15 protein-coding genes are annotated in these 15,797 nt (G+C 71.2%); 9 read left to right on the top strand and 6 right to left on the bottom strand.

The window, feature by feature from the left end; genetic code table 11:
• Positions 1-63 precede the first annotated feature (63 nt).
• From QTQ03_RS24425 to QTQ03_RS24450, 6 genes are all read left to right on the top strand, one after another.
• On the top strand, positions 64-984 hold the full coding sequence (locus tag QTQ03_RS24425; RefSeq protein ID WP_289280082.1) for a hypothetical protein: 921 nt from the start codon (positions 64-66) through the stop codon (positions 982-984).
• A gap of 165 nt (positions 985-1,149) precedes the next feature.
• The gene (locus QTQ03_RS24430; RefSeq protein ID WP_289280083.1) at positions 1,150-3,657 is read left to right on the top strand and encodes a bifunctional FO biosynthesis protein CofGH; all 2,508 of its coding nucleotides are present in this window, start codon (positions 1,150-1,152) and stop codon (positions 3,655-3,657) included.
• A gap of 412 nt (positions 3,658-4,069) precedes the next feature.
• Positions 4,070-4,408 (top strand): hypothetical protein, encoded by a 339-nt coding sequence (locus QTQ03_RS24435; protein ID WP_289280084.1) that lies wholly within the window; start codon positions 4,070-4,072, stop codon positions 4,406-4,408.
• A gap of 135 nt (positions 4,409-4,543) precedes the next feature.
• A complete protein-coding gene (locus tag QTQ03_RS24440) occupies positions 4,544-5,944 on the top strand; it encodes a DUF4331 domain-containing protein (RefSeq protein WP_289280085.1) in 1,401 nt (466 codons plus the stop codon).
• A gap of 16 nt (positions 5,945-5,960) precedes the next feature.
• Positions 5,961-6,296 carry a phospholipase gene (locus QTQ03_RS24445; RefSeq protein ID WP_289280086.1) on the top strand — a complete coding sequence of 112 codons (336 nt, stop codon included), beginning with the start codon at positions 5,961-5,963 and terminating at the stop codon, positions 6,294-6,296.
• Positions 6,297-6,753: 457 nt separating this feature from the next.
• Positions 6,754-7,011 (top strand): WhiB family transcriptional regulator, encoded by a 258-nt coding sequence (locus QTQ03_RS24450; RefSeq protein WP_013731688.1) that lies wholly within the window; start codon positions 6,754-6,756, stop codon positions 7,009-7,011.
• A 100-nt stretch (positions 7,012-7,111) separates the two neighbouring features.
• Here QTQ03_RS24450 and QTQ03_RS24455 read toward each other — a convergent pair whose 3' ends face one another.
• Entirely contained in the window at positions 7,112-7,561 is a 450-nt protein-coding gene (locus tag QTQ03_RS24455) for a metallopeptidase family protein (RefSeq protein WP_289280087.1), read from the bottom strand.
• Positions 7,562-7,714: 153 nt separating this feature from the next.
• Here QTQ03_RS24455 and QTQ03_RS24460 point away from each other — a divergent pair, with 153 nt between their 5' ends.
• Complete coding sequence (locus QTQ03_RS24460) at positions 7,715-8,083, top strand: DUF3499 domain-containing protein (protein ID WP_289280088.1); 369 nt, start codon at positions 7,715-7,717, stop codon at positions 8,081-8,083.
• A 101-nt stretch (positions 8,084-8,184) separates the two neighbouring features.
• Here QTQ03_RS24460 and QTQ03_RS24465 read toward each other — a convergent pair whose 3' ends face one another.
• The 5 genes from QTQ03_RS24465 to QTQ03_RS24485 form a co-directional block, all read right to left on the bottom strand.
• Entirely contained in the window at positions 8,185-9,531 is a 1,347-nt protein-coding gene (locus QTQ03_RS24465; protein ID WP_289280089.1) for an aspartate aminotransferase family protein, read from the bottom strand.
• Positions 9,532-9,751: 220 nt separating this feature from the next.
• Positions 9,752-10,258 carry an Lrp/AsnC family transcriptional regulator gene (locus QTQ03_RS24470; RefSeq protein ID WP_289280090.1) on the bottom strand — a complete coding sequence of 169 codons (507 nt, stop codon included), beginning with the start codon at positions 10,256-10,258 and terminating at the stop codon, positions 9,752-9,754.
• A gap of 198 nt (positions 10,259-10,456) precedes the next feature.
• The gene (locus tag QTQ03_RS24475) at positions 10,457-10,849 is read right to left on the bottom strand and encodes a DUF779 domain-containing protein (RefSeq protein WP_289280969.1); all 393 of its coding nucleotides are present in this window, start codon (positions 10,847-10,849) and stop codon (positions 10,457-10,459) included.
• A 95-nt stretch (positions 10,850-10,944) separates the two neighbouring features.
• On the bottom strand, positions 10,945-12,450 hold the full coding sequence (adh, locus tag QTQ03_RS24480) for an aldehyde dehydrogenase (RefSeq protein WP_289280091.1): 1,506 nt from the start codon (positions 12,448-12,450) through the stop codon (positions 10,945-10,947).
• A gap of 40 nt (positions 12,451-12,490) precedes the next feature.
• Positions 12,491-13,771, bottom strand: a complete 1,281-nt coding sequence (locus QTQ03_RS24485) for a GAF domain-containing protein (RefSeq protein ID WP_289280092.1) — start codon at positions 13,769-13,771, stop codon at positions 12,491-12,493.
• Positions 13,772-14,005: 234 nt separating this feature from the next.
• Here QTQ03_RS24485 and QTQ03_RS24490 point away from each other — a divergent pair, with 234 nt between their 5' ends.
• Complete coding sequence (locus QTQ03_RS24490; RefSeq protein WP_289280093.1) at positions 14,006-14,671, top strand: response regulator transcription factor; 666 nt, start codon at positions 14,006-14,008, stop codon at positions 14,669-14,671.
• Positions 14,668-15,726 carry a sensor histidine kinase gene (locus QTQ03_RS24495; protein ID WP_289280094.1) on the top strand — a complete coding sequence of 353 codons (1,059 nt, stop codon included), beginning with the start codon at positions 14,668-14,670 and terminating at the stop codon, positions 15,724-15,726. Before QTQ03_RS24490 ends, QTQ03_RS24495 begins: the two co-directional genes overlap by 4 nt.
• Positions 15,727-15,797: the final 71 nt, after the last annotated feature.

A 15,797-nucleotide genomic window follows, 5' to 3' on the forward strand; every position in this document is an offset into this window, starting at 1 on the left:
GCCGCCCACCCGGGAGACTAGGCTCACGTCGGCATCCGTTCAATTCCACCCCAGGGGGACTCCGTGAGCAGCCCCGCCGAGCCGGCGTCCACCGACCCGACGCCGGCCAGCCAGCTGACCCGGCCGCTGCGTGAACCGGCCGCGTTCGTGCTTCTCGGCGCGAACGCCGTCCTGGTGTTCGTCGGCCTGATCCGGCTGTTGACGCCCACCGGGTATGGCACCTTCACCTCGCGCGCGGGCAGCGGGTTCTCCGCGTTCGTCGGCGTCGAGGCGGTGGCCCTCCCGCTGCTGGCGGTACTGCTCGCCACCCATCTGCGGCCGGTCGTGCCGCGGGCGAAGCTGGTCGTCCAGGTGGCCGCCGGCGAGTACGCCGCCAGTGCCGTCCTCGGCGGGCTGACCTTCCTGATCTGGTCTCTCGGCCGCCTCGCCGGGGGAGAGGTGGTGGACGCCTTCCTCGGCACGCTCACGCGCCTGGCCTGGCTGGCCGTCCTCGGGATCGCCGGGTACGCCGTCTACCGGATCTGGCGCACGCTCTATCACGTGCCGAAGCCCAAGCCACAGCCCGGCCTGTACGGCACGCCTCAGCCGGGCTGGCCGTCCCAGCCCGGCCAGCCCGCTGGTCAGACCGGCTTCGGTCAGTCCGATGGCTGGGCCGGGCCGACGCGGTACGCAGCGCCGCATGACGGCTCGCCCGCCGCGCCGTTCCCCGGTGCACCGCACTCCGCCCCGCCGGCGAACCCGGCGCCGCCGGCCGCCGCCACGCCGCGCTCCGTTCCGGCGGCTGGACCGACCGCGCCGCCGTTCGGACAGCCCCCATCGGCCGACCCCACCCAGGCGGTCCCGCGGCAGCCGGCCGAGACCCAGGCGGTCCCGCGGCAGCCGGCCGAGACCCAGGCGGTCCCGCGGCAGCCGGCCGAGACCCAGGTGCTGCCCGGCGACGACGATCCGCAGCGCACGCAGCGCATCAACCCGTCCGACGGCTGACCGGTCGGCCCGAACGGGCGTTCGGGACGCCGCCGTTCCGGTGAGCGTATGCCCGGGTCGGGAACCGGGTCGGGACGCCGCCGAAGCCGGGGCGCGGACGGTGGGTGTCCCGTCGCGGCGGATCGGGTCGAGCGAGCCGGGGTGCGGAACGCCTACGCTGAGCGGATGATTGATCGCACTGAGCCGGGTCCGACCGAGGCGAGCGTTCGGCGGGCAGTGCGCCGGGCCGCTTCCGGGCGTCCGCTCGACGCCGACGAGGCCACCGCGCTGCTCGGCGCGCGGGGCGACGCGTTCGACGAGCTGCTGCGGGTCGCCGGGGCGATCCGGGACGCCGGGTTGCGCGAGGCCGGGCGGCCGGGCGTGGTCACGTACTCGAAGAAGGTCTTCATTCCGCTCACCCGACTCTGCCGGGACCGGTGCCACTACTGCACCTTCGCCACCGTGCCGCACCGGCTCCCGGCGCCCTTTCTCGACCGCGACGAGGTCCTGACGATCGCCCGGCAGGGCGCGGAGCTGGGCTGCAAGGAGGCGTTGTTCACCCTCGGCGACCGGCCGGAGGAGCGGTGGCCGGCGGCCCGGCGGTGGCTCGACGAGCGCGGGTACGACTCCACGTTGGACTACCTGCGTTCCTGCGCGGTGACCGTACTGGAAGAGACCGGACTGTTGCCGCACCTCAACCCGGGTGTGCTCTCCTGGTCGGAGTTGCAACGGCTGAAGCCGGTCGCGCCGAGCATGGGGATGATGCTGGAGACGACCGCGACCCGCCTGTGGTCCGAGCCGGGTGGCCCGCACTTCGGCTCGCCGGACAAGGAGCCGGCCGTGCGGCTCCGGGTCCTCGACGACGCCGGTCGGGTGAATGTGCCGTTCACCACCGGCATCCTGATCGGCATCGGTGAGACGTCCGCCGAGCGGGTCGACGCGCTGTTCGCGATCCGGCACGCCCATCGGGAGTACGGCCACCTCCAGGAGGTGATCGTGCAGAATTTCCGCGCCAAGCCGGACACCGCGATGCGCGGGATGCCGGACGCGGAGTTGCGCGACCTCGCCGCCACCGTGGCCGTGGCCCGGGTGCTACTCGGTCCGAGGGCCCGCATCCAGGCCCCGCCGAACCTCATCGCCGGCGAGTACGACCTGCTGTTGAGCGCGGGCATCGATGACTGGGGCGGGGTCTCCCCGCTGACTCCGGACCATGTGAATCCGGAGCGCCCGTGGCCGCAGATCGACGAGCTGGCCCGGCACACCGAGAAGGCTGGGTTTACCCTACGTGAGCGATTGACCATCTATCCGGAGTACGTGCGGGCCGGCGACCCGTGGCTCGACCCGCGCCTGTTGCCACATGTCTCCGCGCTGGCCGACCCGGCCACCGGATTGGCGGTGGAGCACGGCCGGCCGGTCGGCCGGCCGTGGCAGGAGCCGGACGAGACGTACGGCGGCCGGACCGATCTGCACGCCACCATCGACACCACCGGCCGCACGGCTGACCGGCGTGGCGACTTCGACCACGTCTACGGCGACTGGTCGGCGGTCGCCGGCAAGGTGACCGCCGGGGCGACCGCCGGCGCCGGCGACCACGACCTGCGGGCCGGGTTGCGGCTGGCCGCCGACGATCCGGCGGCGTTGCTGGAAGCCCGGCACGCCGACGCGGCGCTCGCGCTGTTCGCCGCCGACGGCGCGGCGTTGGACAACTTGTGCCGGATCGCCGACGACGTCCGCCGTGACGCGGTCGGCGATGATGTGACATACGTGGTCAACCGCAACATCAACTTCACCAACGTCTGCTACGTGGGCTGCCGATTCTGCGCTTTCGCGCAGCGCGAGCGGGACGTCGACGCGTACCGCCTCTCGGTGGACCAGGTCGCCGACCGGGCGGAGGAGGCGTGGGCCGCCGGCGCCAGCGAGGTCTGCCTCCAAGGTGGCATCGATCCGAAGCTGCCGGTGACGATCTATCCCGATCTGGTGCGCGCGATCAAGGCGCGGGTGCCGGGGATGCACGTGCACGCGTTCTCCCCGATGGAAATCGTCACCGCCGCGGCCAAGGCCGGCGTGCCGGTGCGGGAGTGGCTGACCGGGCTGCGCGAGGCCGGCCTGGACACCATTCCCGGCACGGCTGCCGAGATCCTCGACGACGAGGTGCGCTGGGTGCTCACGAAGGGCAAGCTGCCCACGGCAGCCTGGGTCGAGGTGGTCGGCACGGCCCACGAGCTGGGCATCCGGTCCAGCTCCACGATGATGTACGGGCACGTCGACCACCCCGCCCAGTGGCTCGCGCACTTCCGCGTCCTGGCCGGAGTGCAGGACCGCACGGGCGGTTTCACCGAGTTCGTGGCGCTGCCGTTCGTGCACACCAACGCCCCGATCTACCTGGCCGGCATCGCCCGTCCGGGGCCGACCTGGCGGGAGAACCGGGTGGTGCACGCGATGTCCCGGCTGCTCCTGCACGGCCGCGTCGACAACATCCAATGCTCGTGGGTCAAGCTGGGCGACGAGGGCACGGCGGAGATGCTGCGCAGTGGCTGCAACGACCTGGGTGGCACGTTGATGGAGGAGACGATCTCCCGGATGGCCGGCTCCGGCAACGGCTCGGCCCGGACCGAGGAGCAGTTGACCGCCATCGCGGCGGCGGCGGGGCGACCGGTACGCAAACGGACGACCGCGTACGGTCACCGCTCGTAGGGCGGTTCCGGGCAGCCGACCGACCTGCGCGGGACCGGCCGTCACCCCTCGGCACTGTCGGGAGCTGCGGATACGACGCCGGTATTCGCATCCCCGCCCCTTGCCGACGGACGTGTGCTCCGCGACCACCACGACTGGGCACATTGTGCCGTCGAACCTTTCCCCGCCGCCGGCCGTACCAGAGCATGCCGGCGGTGGTTACGGCGAGGACCGCCGCCGGCGACCCCTCCGCGGGGCGGGGCGTTCGCCGGCCCGGACCCGCATCGGTCACCGCGGGCGTATCAGCCCGCCGCCGGAAAGGTTGCCCATGCCCAGTGATCAGCCCAAGAGTCCGTCGGGAGTCCCAGGGGCGGGCGAGGCTGAGCCCAGCCGGCGATCCGGCGAGGCGGAGTTCGCTCCGGATACCGATGTCGTGTCCGGACCGACCGCCGCCCCCGGACGTTGGCTGGGCTCGCCCTGGCCGCTGCGAGGTGCCCCGACGGACGTCAAGCGGCCCTGGCCGCGACTGACCCGCCGGCAGACGCTGACCGCGGCCGCGAGCGCTACGTTGGGCGCCGCCGCCCTCACCGTGCCGGGCCTGTCCGCCGCGCAGCAGAACGCGTCCGGCACTGCTGGGGGCGCGGACGACCCGATCGTCGTCCACCTGCGCGACGCCGCCACCGGCACGATGGACGTCTTCGTCGGCACATCGCGCATCGAGGTACGCGACCGTGGCCTGGCGGACCGGTTGCGCCGTGCCGCACGGCGCTGAACCGGGTCGCTCTTCCACGCGGCGCTGAGCCGGTCCGCGCGCCGTTGTGTCCGGTGCCGAGCCGGTCCGCACGTCCCGGCTCGGTGCCGGGACGCCCCGTAGCTCCTTTCCCCACACAGTGAGGTTTGGTCCGTCATGTCTTCGCACCGCGAGGCACCGGAGATCGCCAAGGATCCGGTCGCCGACAGCTCCGACCTGTACGCGTTCGTCAGCCCCGACCGCCCCGACTCAGTGACGGTGATCGCGAACTACGTGCCGCTGCAGCTGCCGTCCGGCGGCCCGAACTTCTTCGAGTTCGGCGACGACGTGCGCTACGAGATCCACATCGACAACGACGGTGACGGGCTGGCGGACGTCAGCTACCGCTTCGAATTCACCACCGAGATCACGAATCCGAAGAGCTTCCTCTACAACAGTGGGCCGATCGATTCGCTGGACAGCCCGAACTGGAACCGCCGGCAGTTCTACAGCCTGACGCGTATCGCCGACGGGCGGGAGCACCGGCTCGCGCACAAGCTGCCCTGCCCGCCGTGCAACGTGGGGCCGTTGTCCACCCCGAAGTACGCCGACCTGGCCCGCCAGGCCACGTACACGCTGTCCACGGGGGAGCGCGTGTTTGCCGGGCAACGGGCCGACGGATTCTTCGTCGACCTCGGTGCCATCTTCGACCTGGGGACGCTGCGGCCGTTCCAACAGCTTCACGTGGCCGGTAAGAAGATCTTCAAGGGCGAGGGTGAGCCGGTGAACGCCACCGACCGGATGAACGCGCACAGCATCGCGGTGCAGATCCCGTTCACCAAGGTGCGCCGGCGCGCCAACCGATACGGCGTCACCGACGCCGCCTCGGTGATCGGCGTGTGGACGACCGCGTCCCGGCGGCAGGTCCGGGTGTTCGGCGACGGGGGCGCCGCGGACATTCCGGCCGGGCCCTTCACACAGGTCTCCCGGCTTGGCAACCCGTTGTTCAACGAGGTCATCGTGCCGATGGCCCAAAAGGACCTCTGGAACGCGCTGCCGCCCACCGAGGACAAGCGGTTCGCGGGGTTCGTCGAGCAGCCGGAACTGGCCACCCTGCTGACGGCGCTCTACCCGGATGTCTTCCCGAACCTCGACCGGCTCAACAAGGCGAAGAAGGCCCGCGCTGACCTGGTGGCGATTCTGCTGACCGGCATTCCGGCAGGGCTGATCGACGGCTTCACCAACACCACCGGCGAGATCCAGGCCGACATGCTGCGGCTGAACACGGCGATCCCGCCGAGCCGCCGGCCGGACCGGTTCGGCGTCCTGGGTGGCGACCTCGCCGGGTTCCCGAACGGCCGGCGGGTCGCCGACGACGTGGTGAGCATCTCGCTGCGGGCGATCGCCGGGTTGACCGTGCCGCTGGTGGACCGGACGTTCCGGCCGGATGCGGCGGCCGCGACGGTCACGCCGGGGCTCAGCGCCGCGGACGTGACGGCGCCGTTCCTCGCCACCTTTCCCTTTCTGGGAACGCCGTACGACGGTTTCAGCAACCCGTCGGCCGATTCGGCCGCCTGAGTTCCGGGGAGCGGAGATGCACGCGCACGAGCACGCCTACGGACCGTCGGAGCGGGGGAGTGTCGTCCTCGACCTGGGTGGTGGGATCGGTGCCCTGATCATCTACACCGGACAGGATCTGCGCGGCCGCGAGATCGAGATCAGTCGGCCTGACGCGCCCCGCACCCATTCGGCGGTGCGGGAGCGGCGGGTCCAGGACGGCGCCTTCCACAGTGCCGTCTATCCGGACCTGCCGTCCGGCCGCTATACCGTCTGGTGGGACGATAGTAGGCCGGCCGGCACGGTCGACGTCCGGGGTGGGGCGGTCGCCGAATTTGCCTGGCCGACCAGTGTCCCGAGGGGGGTCAGGTAGCTTCTTCACCGTTCCTGCCGCCAGCGCCCTATCCACAATGTGGACAGGGTGCTGGCGGCGTTTGGCCGCCCGGCGGGCGGCTGGTGCGCGGGCGCGTTAACCTTGGGCCCCGCCAAGATCAACCATGCGGGTGTCGGATCGACGATGAACGCCACGGGAGAAAACTCCGGCAACTCGCCGGAGAGGGCGTTACTCGGCCGGGGTCTGAATCGATAGGGCAGGTTGCGAGGCCGGGTGGTCGGATGGCCGTCCGGAGGGGTGTCGGGAGGACGACTCCATTATCAAGTTCGGCTTGACGGCGCACGCATTACACGCGTGTAATTTGAATGGGGTTGTTCGCACCGAACTCTACAAATCGGCAAGAGACCGACAAGTAGCTCGGTACCGGACGGACAGCACGCCTTTCGCGTGGGGGTTGCAGCGGCGATGACGCCGGTGCGCGACAAGGAGGCAACTGATGGACGGCCAGCTTGAGGCGGCCGACCTGCTCGGAAACGCGCCGGAGTGGCAGGAGCGGGCACTGTGCTCGCAGACCGACCCGGAGGCGTTCTTTCCCGAGAAGGGCGGCTCGACCCGCGAGGCGAAGCGGATCTGCTCGCGCTGCGAGGTCAAGACCGAGTGCCTCGAATACGCGCTCGGCCACGACGAACGGTTCGGTATCTGGGGCGGCCTCTCCGAGCGGGAGCGGCGCAAGCTCAAGCGGCGCGCTGCCTGACCTCGGGGGCCGAGGCCGGTGGGGGCCGCCACGGTCCGGCCGGCCGACGCGAGCCGTCCCGGATCGCGCGGCAGCCGTCGCGGCTCTCTGCCAGCGAATCTCAGGCCAACTCGTCCGGGTCCACGCCGAGCAGGTTCGCCACCTGCTCGATGATGACGTCGTGGACGAGATCGGCGAGATCCTCCCGGTCCATGGCCCGGAACTCCAGCGGGCGGCGGTAAAGGACGATCCGCGGGGGTATCTCCTGCCGGCCCGGCCGGCCCGGGAGCAACCGGGCGAGCGGTACCTCGCCGTCCTCCAGGACGTCGGAGTCGTAGACGTTGAGATCCGGCGGTACGTCCTCGACGGCGAACTCGACACCGGCCAGTTCCTTGGCGAACCTCCGCTCGAGGGTCTCCACCGTGTCCAGCACCAAATCGTCGAAGATCTCCGCCTTGGTGCGTGCCAGTGGAACCGTCGCCGGCACCAACCGCCCGCGCAGGCCACGGCCGTGCCGGTCGCGGCGTGCGCGCCGGCCGGAGCCGGGGCGACGGTGTTCCGGGCTTCCCATGACGCACAGCGTAGTCCTCGACCGGGGTCGGCCTGCCGCAGTGCCGCCTCGCTGGCGCGGCGGGTTTCGACCGGTCGAATTGTGATCACCACGATGGGCGTGTCGCAACGCGAACCGGTGCGCCGGAGCCGGTAATGGAGATACCCTGCCGCCGTGAGGTCACCACGGCGCTGCACCCGAAACGGCTGCCCCCGGCAAGCGGTCGCCACGTTGACCTACGTCTACCACGAGTCCACCGCCGTGGTGGGTCCGCTGGCCGCCTTCGCCGAGCCCCACACGTACGACCTGTGCGAGCCGCACGCCCGCAGCCTGACCGCGCCGCGTGGCTGGGATGTGGTCCGGCACGAGGGCGAGTTCGAGCCGCCCCCGCCCAGCGCCGACGACCTGGTCGCGCTGGCCGAGGCGGTTCGCGAGGCGGCCCGTCCGGTGACGCCACGTCCTCCGGAGGACGACCAGGGCACCCCGGCGAACGCCCCGACCGGTCGCCGGGGCCACCTCCGCGTCATTCCCCCCACCCCGTGACCTTCCGGGCAGCCCTGGTCGTTTCCCATACCCGGTGACCTACCCGGACAGCCCTGGTCGCTCGAGACGTCTCGCTCGGATCGGGGCCGCCCGGCCGGGCTCTACAGCCGGGACCAGGCCTCGGTGAGCACGGCTCGGAGGATCTGCTCCATCTCGTCGAACTGCCGCTGCGCGGCGATCAGCGGTGGCGCGAGCTGCACCACCGGGTCGCCCCGGTCGTCCGCCCGGCAGTAGAGGCCGGCGTGGAACAGCGCGGCGGAGAGGAAGCCGCGCAGCAGCCGCTCGGACTCCGCCTCGTCAAACGTCTCCCTCGTCGCCTTGTCCTTGACCAGCTCGATGCCGTAGAAGTACCCGTCGCCGCGGATGTCGCCGACGATCGGCAGATCGTGCAGCTTCTCCAGGGTGACGCGGAACGCCGCCTCGTTGGCCCGTACGTGCCCGATCAGATCCTCGCGGGCGAAGACCTCCAGGTTGGCCAGGGCCACCGCGCAGGAGACCGGGTGCCCACCGAAGGTCACTCCGTGGGCGAACATGCCGGTCTCGGTCAGGAACGGCTCCATCAGCCGGTCGCTGGCGATCATCGCACCGAGCGGGGCGTACCCGGAGGTGATGCCCTTGGCGGTGGTGATGATGTCGGGCTGGTAGCCGTAGCGGACCGCGCCGAAGTACTCGCCGAGCCGACCCCACGAGCAGATCACCTCGTCGGAGACGAGCAGCACGTCGTACGCGTCGCAGATCTCGCGGACCCGTTCGAAGTAGCCGGGCGGTGGTGGGAAGCAGCCGCCGGAGTTCTGCACCGGCTCCAGGAAGACGGCGGCGACCGTGTCCGGGCCTTCCCGCTCGATGGCGCGGCCGATCTCCTCGGCGGCCCAGCTGCCGAACGCCGCGGGGTCGTCGCCGTGCTCGGGGGCGCGGTAGAAGTTGGTGTTCGGCACCTTGATGCCGCCGGGAACCAGCGGCTCGAAATCGCTCTTGATCCCGGGCAGGCCGGTGATCGACAGCGCGCCCATCGAGGTGCCGTGGTACGCGATGTATCGGCTGACCACCTTGTGCTTGGTCGGCTTGCCGGTCCGTTTGTAGTACGCCCGAGCAAGCTTCCATGCCGCCTCGACGGCTTCGGAGCCGCCGGTGGTGAAGAAGATCCGGTTGAGGTCGCCCGGCGTCAGCGCGGAGATCCTTTCGGCCAGCTCGACGGCCGTCGGGTGGGCGTACGACCACAGTGGAAAGTACGCCAGCTCGCCGGCCTGCGTGGCGGCGGCCTCGGCCAGCTCGGCGCGGCCGTGGCCGGCGTTGACGACGAAGAGCCCCGCGAGCCCGTCCAGGTAGCGACGACCCTGACTGTCCCAGACGTACGCGCCCTCGCCGCGCACGATGGTCGGCACCTCGCCGGCGGCGTAGCTCGCCATCCGGGTGAAGTGCATCCAGAGGTGGTCGGTGGCGTTGGCCATGTCAGCCCCATCGGGTTTCGGGCCGGTCAGGGGTTCACCGGCCGCTCTGCCCACGGTTATCCCACAGCCGGATGCCGCTTGGCAAGTGATATCGGTTGCAAGAGCGAGTTTGGGAGACGAATTCAGCAGTCGATTGTCGGTTATTCGATGGAATCCGCATACCGTTGATGGGTGGCTGGGCGTCCACCGTGCCGGCGGGACAGCCCGCAGATGGCTGCCGTCAGGCGGTGCCCCAGGTGTAGGTCTGCTTGCGCAGCTTGAGGTAGACGAACGCCTCGGTCGACAGCACGCCCTCGACCGTGCGCAGTCGTTGCAGGATCTCCAGCAGATGGTCGTCGTTGCGGCAGACCACCTCGATGAGCAGGTCGAACGAGCCCGCGGTGATGACCACGTAATCGACCTCCGCCAGCTCGGCGAGCCGGTCGGCCACCGCCTCCAGGTCGCCGTTCGTGCGTAGGCCGATCATGGCCTGCCGGGGGAATCCCAGTTGGAGTGGGTCGGTCACCGCGACGATCTGCATGACCCCGGCGTCGAGCAGGCGTTGGACCCGCTGGCGGACCGCGGCCTCGGAGAGCCCGACCGCCTTGCCGATCGTCGCGTACGGGCGACGGCCGTCCTCCTGGAGTTGCTCGATGATCTGCTTGGCCACGTCGTCGAGCGGAACGTGACCGGTGCCATCACGGACGGTGATGCGTCGTTCGCCGTTGTCGTTGTTCCGCTTCGTCACTGATTGCTCTCCATGTCTGTCTTCCGAGGTCGGCCTGGTGTCACCGCGACCCGTATCGGCTCGACCATGACAAGAACGGCTACGGCTGCGAGGGCTGACCGTGGTCGCGTCCCGCGATCATGCACTTTGTGCCCCTGCGGTGGCGACAGCGCCACACGTCGCCGGCTGAAAGTGCATGATCGCGGGCGGGTGAGAGCGTCATGGTTGGGGGACGGCGGAGCGGGTCAGAAAGCGGACTCCGTCGGGGGCTTCCAGGCTGAAGCCGCTGCCTCGCCCGGGAACCACGTCCACGGTGAGCCTCGTGTGCTTCCAGAGGTTCCACTGGGCGCTCGACATCCAGAATTCGACCGGCTCCGGCACACCGTCGACCGTCAGGCTCGCGAGGAGCACGTCGGACGATCCGGTGCGAAACTCACCGGCCGGGTAGCACATCGGGGCGCTGCCGTCGCAGCAGCCACCGGACTGGTGGAACATCAGCGGCCCGTGCCGACCCCGCAGCGACCGGATCAGCTCCGCTGCGGCGAGGGTCAGCGAGACGGTCGGCGGGCTGGTGGGGTCGAGCGAGGACGCAGGCGGAACCGCACGCCGCAGTGAGGCCGGCGGTGCGGTCGCGCCGGCCGGACCGGCCGGCCGTGGGGCCGGGGCGTCCGGCGCGCCGGACGCCCCCACCTCGGCGTGGGCGGCCATCAGAAGAAGCCAAGCTTCGTCGGTGAGTAGCTGACCAACAGGTTCTTGGTCTGCTGGTAGTGCTCCAGCATCATCTTGTGGTTCTCCCGGCCGATGCCGGACTGCTTGTACCCGCCGAACGCGGCGTGTGCGGGGTACGCGTGGTAGCAGTTCGTCCAGACCCGGCCGGCCTGGATCGCCCGTCCGGCCCGGTATGCGGCGTTGAGGTCCCTCGTCCACACGCCCGCGCCCAGCCCGTACAGGGTGTCGTTGGCGATTTTCACGGCGTCGTCGAGGTCGGCGAAGGAGGTCACCGACACCACCGGGCCGAAGATCTCCTCCTGGAATATCCGCATCGAGTTGTCACCCTCGAAGATGGTCGGCTCGACGTAGTACCCACCGGACAGCTCGCCGCCGAGGTCGGCCCGTGCCCCTCCGGCCAGCACGCGGGCGCCCTCCTGCCGGCCGACGTCCAGGTAGGACAGGATCTTCTCCAACTGGTCGTTGGACGCCTGCGCGCCGATCATCGTCTCGGTGTCGAGCGGGTGGCCCTGGCGGACGGCCCGGGTCCGGTCCACCGCTGCCGCCAGGAAGTCGGCGTAGTGGCCCTGCTGGATCAACGCCCGCGACGGGCACGTGCACACCTCACCCTGGTTCAGGGCGAACATGGTGAAGCCTTCGAGCGCCTTGTCGAAGAAGTCGTCGCGGGTGGCGCTCACGTCGTCGAAGAAGAGGTTCGGGCTCTTGCCGCCCAGTTCAAGGGTGACCGGCTTGATGTTCTCGCTGGCGTACTGCATGATCAGCCGCCCGGTGGTGGTCTCCCCGGTGAAGGCCACCTTGGCCACCCGGGGCGAGGACGCGAGCGGCTTGCCGGCCTCGACGCCGAAGCCGTTGACCACGTTCACCACTCCCGGCGGGAGCAGGTCGCCGACGAGCGAGAGCAGGTAGTGGATCGACGCCGGGGTCTGCTCCGCGGGCTTGAGCACCACGGCGTTGCCGGCGGCGAGTGCCGGGGCGAGCTTCCAGACGGCCATGAGCAGCGGGAAGTTCCATGGGATGATCTGCCCGACCACGCCGAGCGGCTCGTGGAAGTGGTACGCCACGGTGTCGTCGTCGATCTCGCCGAGGGAGCCCTCCTGGGCCCGGATCGCCCCGGCGAAGTAGCGGAAGTGGTCGATGGCGAGGGGGAGGTCGGCGGCCAGGGTCTCGCGTACCGGCTTGCCGTTCTCCCAGGTCTCGGCGACGGCCAGGGATTCCAGGTTCTCCTGCATCCGATCGGCGATCCGGTTGAGGATCAGCGCCCGATCGGCAGCCGGGGTGCGGCCCCACGCGTCGGCGGCGCCGTGCGCGGCGTCGAGGGCCTTCTCGACGTCCTCGGCGGTGCCCCGGGCTACCTCGCAGAAGGTCTGCCCGGTGACCGGGGTCGGGTTCTCGAAGTACCGGCCGCCGTGTGGCTTGACGTATTCGCCGCCGATGAAGTGGTCGTAGCGGGACTGCCAGTGGGTGGGGGCGTCGTAACGCGTCATGGGTACCTCCGCCGTCGGTCAGGGGTGGACGGCGGGGACACTAGTTTCGCGGACGTTGCAGCAACGTTGCGCGCGGCAGGTCGTACTCCGCGGCGAGCTGACGGGCGCGCGCGACGGCGAGGGACCGGCGGGGCGCGCCCATCGGCCAGGCCCGGGCCAGGGCCTGCCAGGCGGTGAGGTCGTCGGCGCCGGCGGGCGTCGCGGTCCAGATCGAGAGGAGGCCCGCGTCCGCGGTGGCCAGCACGGCCGCGCGGAGTTGGCCGTCGACCAAACGGCGTAGTCGGTTCACTCCAGGCGCGTCCGATCCGGGCAGCAACGGCCCCGGGTACGCCTGGAGTGCCCCCGCAGGGTCGCCGTGTTTCAGCAGCTCGGTGACGGTACGGAAGTCGGCGCGCGCGGTCGGCCGCAGCCGGTACGGGCGGGAGTCGAGCAGGTCCTCGCCCAGCGCCCGGCGTAGCCGGGACAGTTCGGCACGCAGGGTGACCGGGTGCAGCCGGTCGTCACCGTAGAGGTCGAGGCCGAGCTGTTCGCCGGTCCGTCCCTCGGGGTGGTCGATCAGGATCACCAGCAGTTCGCTGTGCCGGCGGCCGAGCCGGATCCGCCGGCCGCCGATCCGCAACTCGGCCTCGTCGCGTCCGAGCGCGGCGACGTGCAGCACGTCGGGCTCGGGCGGTGCGGCGCCGGCCAGGAACGACTCGGCGGCTCGGGCGGTGGCCCGGACCAGGGCGAGGCTTTGCGGGCTGGCCAGGTGGTCGCCGCCGGTGATGTCGACCGCCCCGAGCAGCTGGCCGGTGGCCGGGTCGTGGATGGGCGCGGCGGCGCAGGTCCAGCGCTGCACGGGCCGGATGAAGTGTTCGGTGGCAAAGATCTGCACGCTGTGGTCGACGGCCAAAGCGGTGCCGGGGGCGTTGGTGCCGGCGTGCCGCTCGTCCCAGCGGGCTCCCGGCACGAAGTTCATCCGCTCGGCCCGCCGGAGCAGCCTGGGGTGCCCTTCCACCCAGAGCAGCCGCCCGTACGCGTCGCAGACCGCCATCAGGTGGGCGCCGTCCTGCGCGATTCCGCCGAGCAGATCCCGGAACAGCGGCAGCACCCGGGCGAGCGGGTGCGCCGCGCGGTAGCGCGCCAGACTGTCGTCGGTCAGCTCGACCGGAGGGGTGGTCTCCGGGTCGAGCCGTGCCGACCGCTCCCAGGATCGGCGGACCACCTCCCGCACCTCGTGTGGCACGGCACCGGTGAGGAACGCCTCGTGGGCGGCGCCGACCTGCGCGATCCGCTCCGCCGGATCGGCGCCGATCTCCAAGGCGAGCCACGGTTCAGCCATCGGCGACCTCCTCGGGCCCATCGTGACCCAGATCACCCTCGATCGCCAAGTTCGCCCGGCCGGCCGGGACGAATGGGATACACCGGGCACTCGGGCGATCGAACGGCGCTCGGATTGCCCGGATCCGTCGGTCAGCGGGTGGCGTGGAGGATGGCTACGGCAGGTGCTTACGGAAACCTTAACTCCGGGTTGGGACCGTAGGCCCGACAGCGAGGGAACCACGGGGGCGGAATCGTGCGGGTGCTGGTGGCGGACGACGAGCGGTTGTTGGCGGACACGATCGCCGAAGGGCTGCGACGCTCGTCGATGGCGGTCGACGTCTGCTACGACGGCGACGCCGCGCTGGAGCGGGTGGCGGTGAACCGGTACGACGTGGCCGTCCTGGACCGGGACATGCCCGGGCACACGGGGGACGAGGTGTGCCGGAACCTGGCCGGGGCGGACGCCGGGACCCGGGTGCTGATGCTCACCGCGGCCGCCGGCATCCGGGACCGGGTGGAGGGTCTCGGACTGGGCGCCGACGACTACCTCACCAAGCCGTTCGCCTTCGCCGAACTGGTCGCCCGGGTGCAGGCCCTCGGCCGGCGCTCCGCGCCGGCGGTGCCACCGGTGCTGGAGCAGCACGGTGTCGCGCTCGACGTGGCCCGACACGCGGCCACCCGGGACGGCCGGCCGATGTCCCTGAGCCCGAAGGAGTTCGCCGTCCTGCATGTGCTGATGCGCGCGAACGGCCGGGTGGTCAGCGCGGAGGACCTGCTGGAACAGGCGTGGGACGAATTCGCCGACCCGTTCACCAACGCGGTCCGGGTGACCGTGATGACGCTGCGCAAGAAGCTCGGCCAGCCGGCGGTCATCCACACCGTGCCCCGGGCCGGCTACCGGATCGGGGCACCGGAGTGAGCCCGCGCCGCCGCATCATGCTGGTCGGGGTGCTCACCCTGCTCCTCGGCCTCTCCCTGCCCAGCCTGAGCATGCGGCTGCTGGCTGCGGTCTGGTGGCCCCTTCAGGCGACGTGCGATCTGCCGGTTCCCGGCCTTGAGACGGCGTGCCGGATGGGGAGCCAGTTCGAGGCGCTGCCGGTGCTGTTGGTCCTGTTCGGCCTCGTGGTGGCCGCGATCCCCGCGATCTGGGGCGTCGCGGTGTGGTGCCTGCGCCCGGTGCGCGATCTCGCCGACCCGATCGCGAACGTCGGTCCGCAGAACCTCGGCTACCGGATCCGCCCCCGGGGTGGCGACGAACTGGCCGGACTGGCCCGGGCGATCGACGACATGATGGAGCGCATCTCCGCCGGCTACGAGGGGCAGCGGCAGTTCGCCGCGAACGCCTCCCACGAGCTGCGGACACCGCTGGCGGTCCAGCGGACCCTGATCGAGGTCGGCATGGCCCGCACGCTCACCGGGGAGCAGCTCGAGCTGCTGACCGCCCAGCTGTTGAAGACCAACGAACGCAACGAGCGGCTCATCGAGGGGCTGCTGGCGCTCAGCGAGAGCGATCAGGGGCTGCGCGCCACCACCCCACAGCGCCTCGACGAGATCGTCCGCGCCGTGCTGGCCGCGTACCGGGACCGAGCGGCCGAGGCCGGGGTGACCGTGGACGGCTCGCTCGTCCCCCGCGTCGTGCCGGGGGAGCGGCTGCTGCTGGAGCGCCTGGTGACCAACCTCGTCGAAAACGCGATCAAGTACAACCGGCCCGGCGGTCGGCTCGGCGTCACCGTCGGGGGCAGTCCCGCACTGACCGTGGTCAACACCGGCCAGGTCGTGCCGGCCGAGGCGGTCACCGGTCTCTTCGAGCCCTTCCGGCGGCTGGCGAGGGACCGGACGAACCAGGGTGGCGGCGCGGGACTCGGCCTCGCCATCGCCCGTTCGATCACCCAGGCCCACGACGGCGTCATCACCGCCCGGCCCGGCGACGACGGCGGCCTGCGGGTCGACGTTCAACTACCCGGACCGCACTGACCCGGCCGTCGGCCGGCACACCACCCATCCAGCGGGATCCGCGTGCGCGGCATCTCCCGTTCCCGCCTGCC

Source organism: Micromonospora sp. WMMA1363 (assembly GCF_030345795.1).
Classification (GTDB): Bacteria; Actinomycetota; Actinomycetes; order Mycobacteriales; family Micromonosporaceae; genus Micromonospora.

Coding starts and splice junctions, on each gene's coding strand:
- adh (WP_289280091.1), bottom strand. CDS start 12,450: ATGACGCGTTACGACGCCCCCACCCACTGGCAGTCCCGCTACGACCAC.
- QTQ03_RS24445 (WP_289280086.1), top strand. CDS start 5,961: ATGCACGCGCACGAGCACGCCTACGGACCGTCGGAGCGGGGGAGTGTC.
- QTQ03_RS24465 (WP_289280089.1), bottom strand. CDS start 9,531: ATGGCCAACGCCACCGACCACCTCTGGATGCACTTCACCCGGATGGCG.
- QTQ03_RS24440 (WP_289280085.1), top strand. CDS start 4,544: ATGTCTTCGCACCGCGAGGCACCGGAGATCGCCAAGGATCCGGTCGCC.
- QTQ03_RS24430 (WP_289280083.1), top strand. CDS start 1,150: ATGATTGATCGCACTGAGCCGGGTCCGACCGAGGCGAGCGTTCGGCGG.
- QTQ03_RS24485 (WP_289280092.1), bottom strand. CDS start 13,771: ATGGCTGAACCGTGGCTCGCCTTGGAGATCGGCGCCGATCCGGCGGAG.
- QTQ03_RS24450 (WP_013731688.1), top strand. CDS start 6,754: ATGGACGGCCAGCTTGAGGCGGCCGACCTGCTCGGAAACGCGCCGGAG.
- QTQ03_RS24455 (WP_289280087.1), bottom strand. CDS start 7,561: ATGGGAAGCCCGGAACACCGTCGCCCCGGCTCCGGCCGGCGCGCACGC.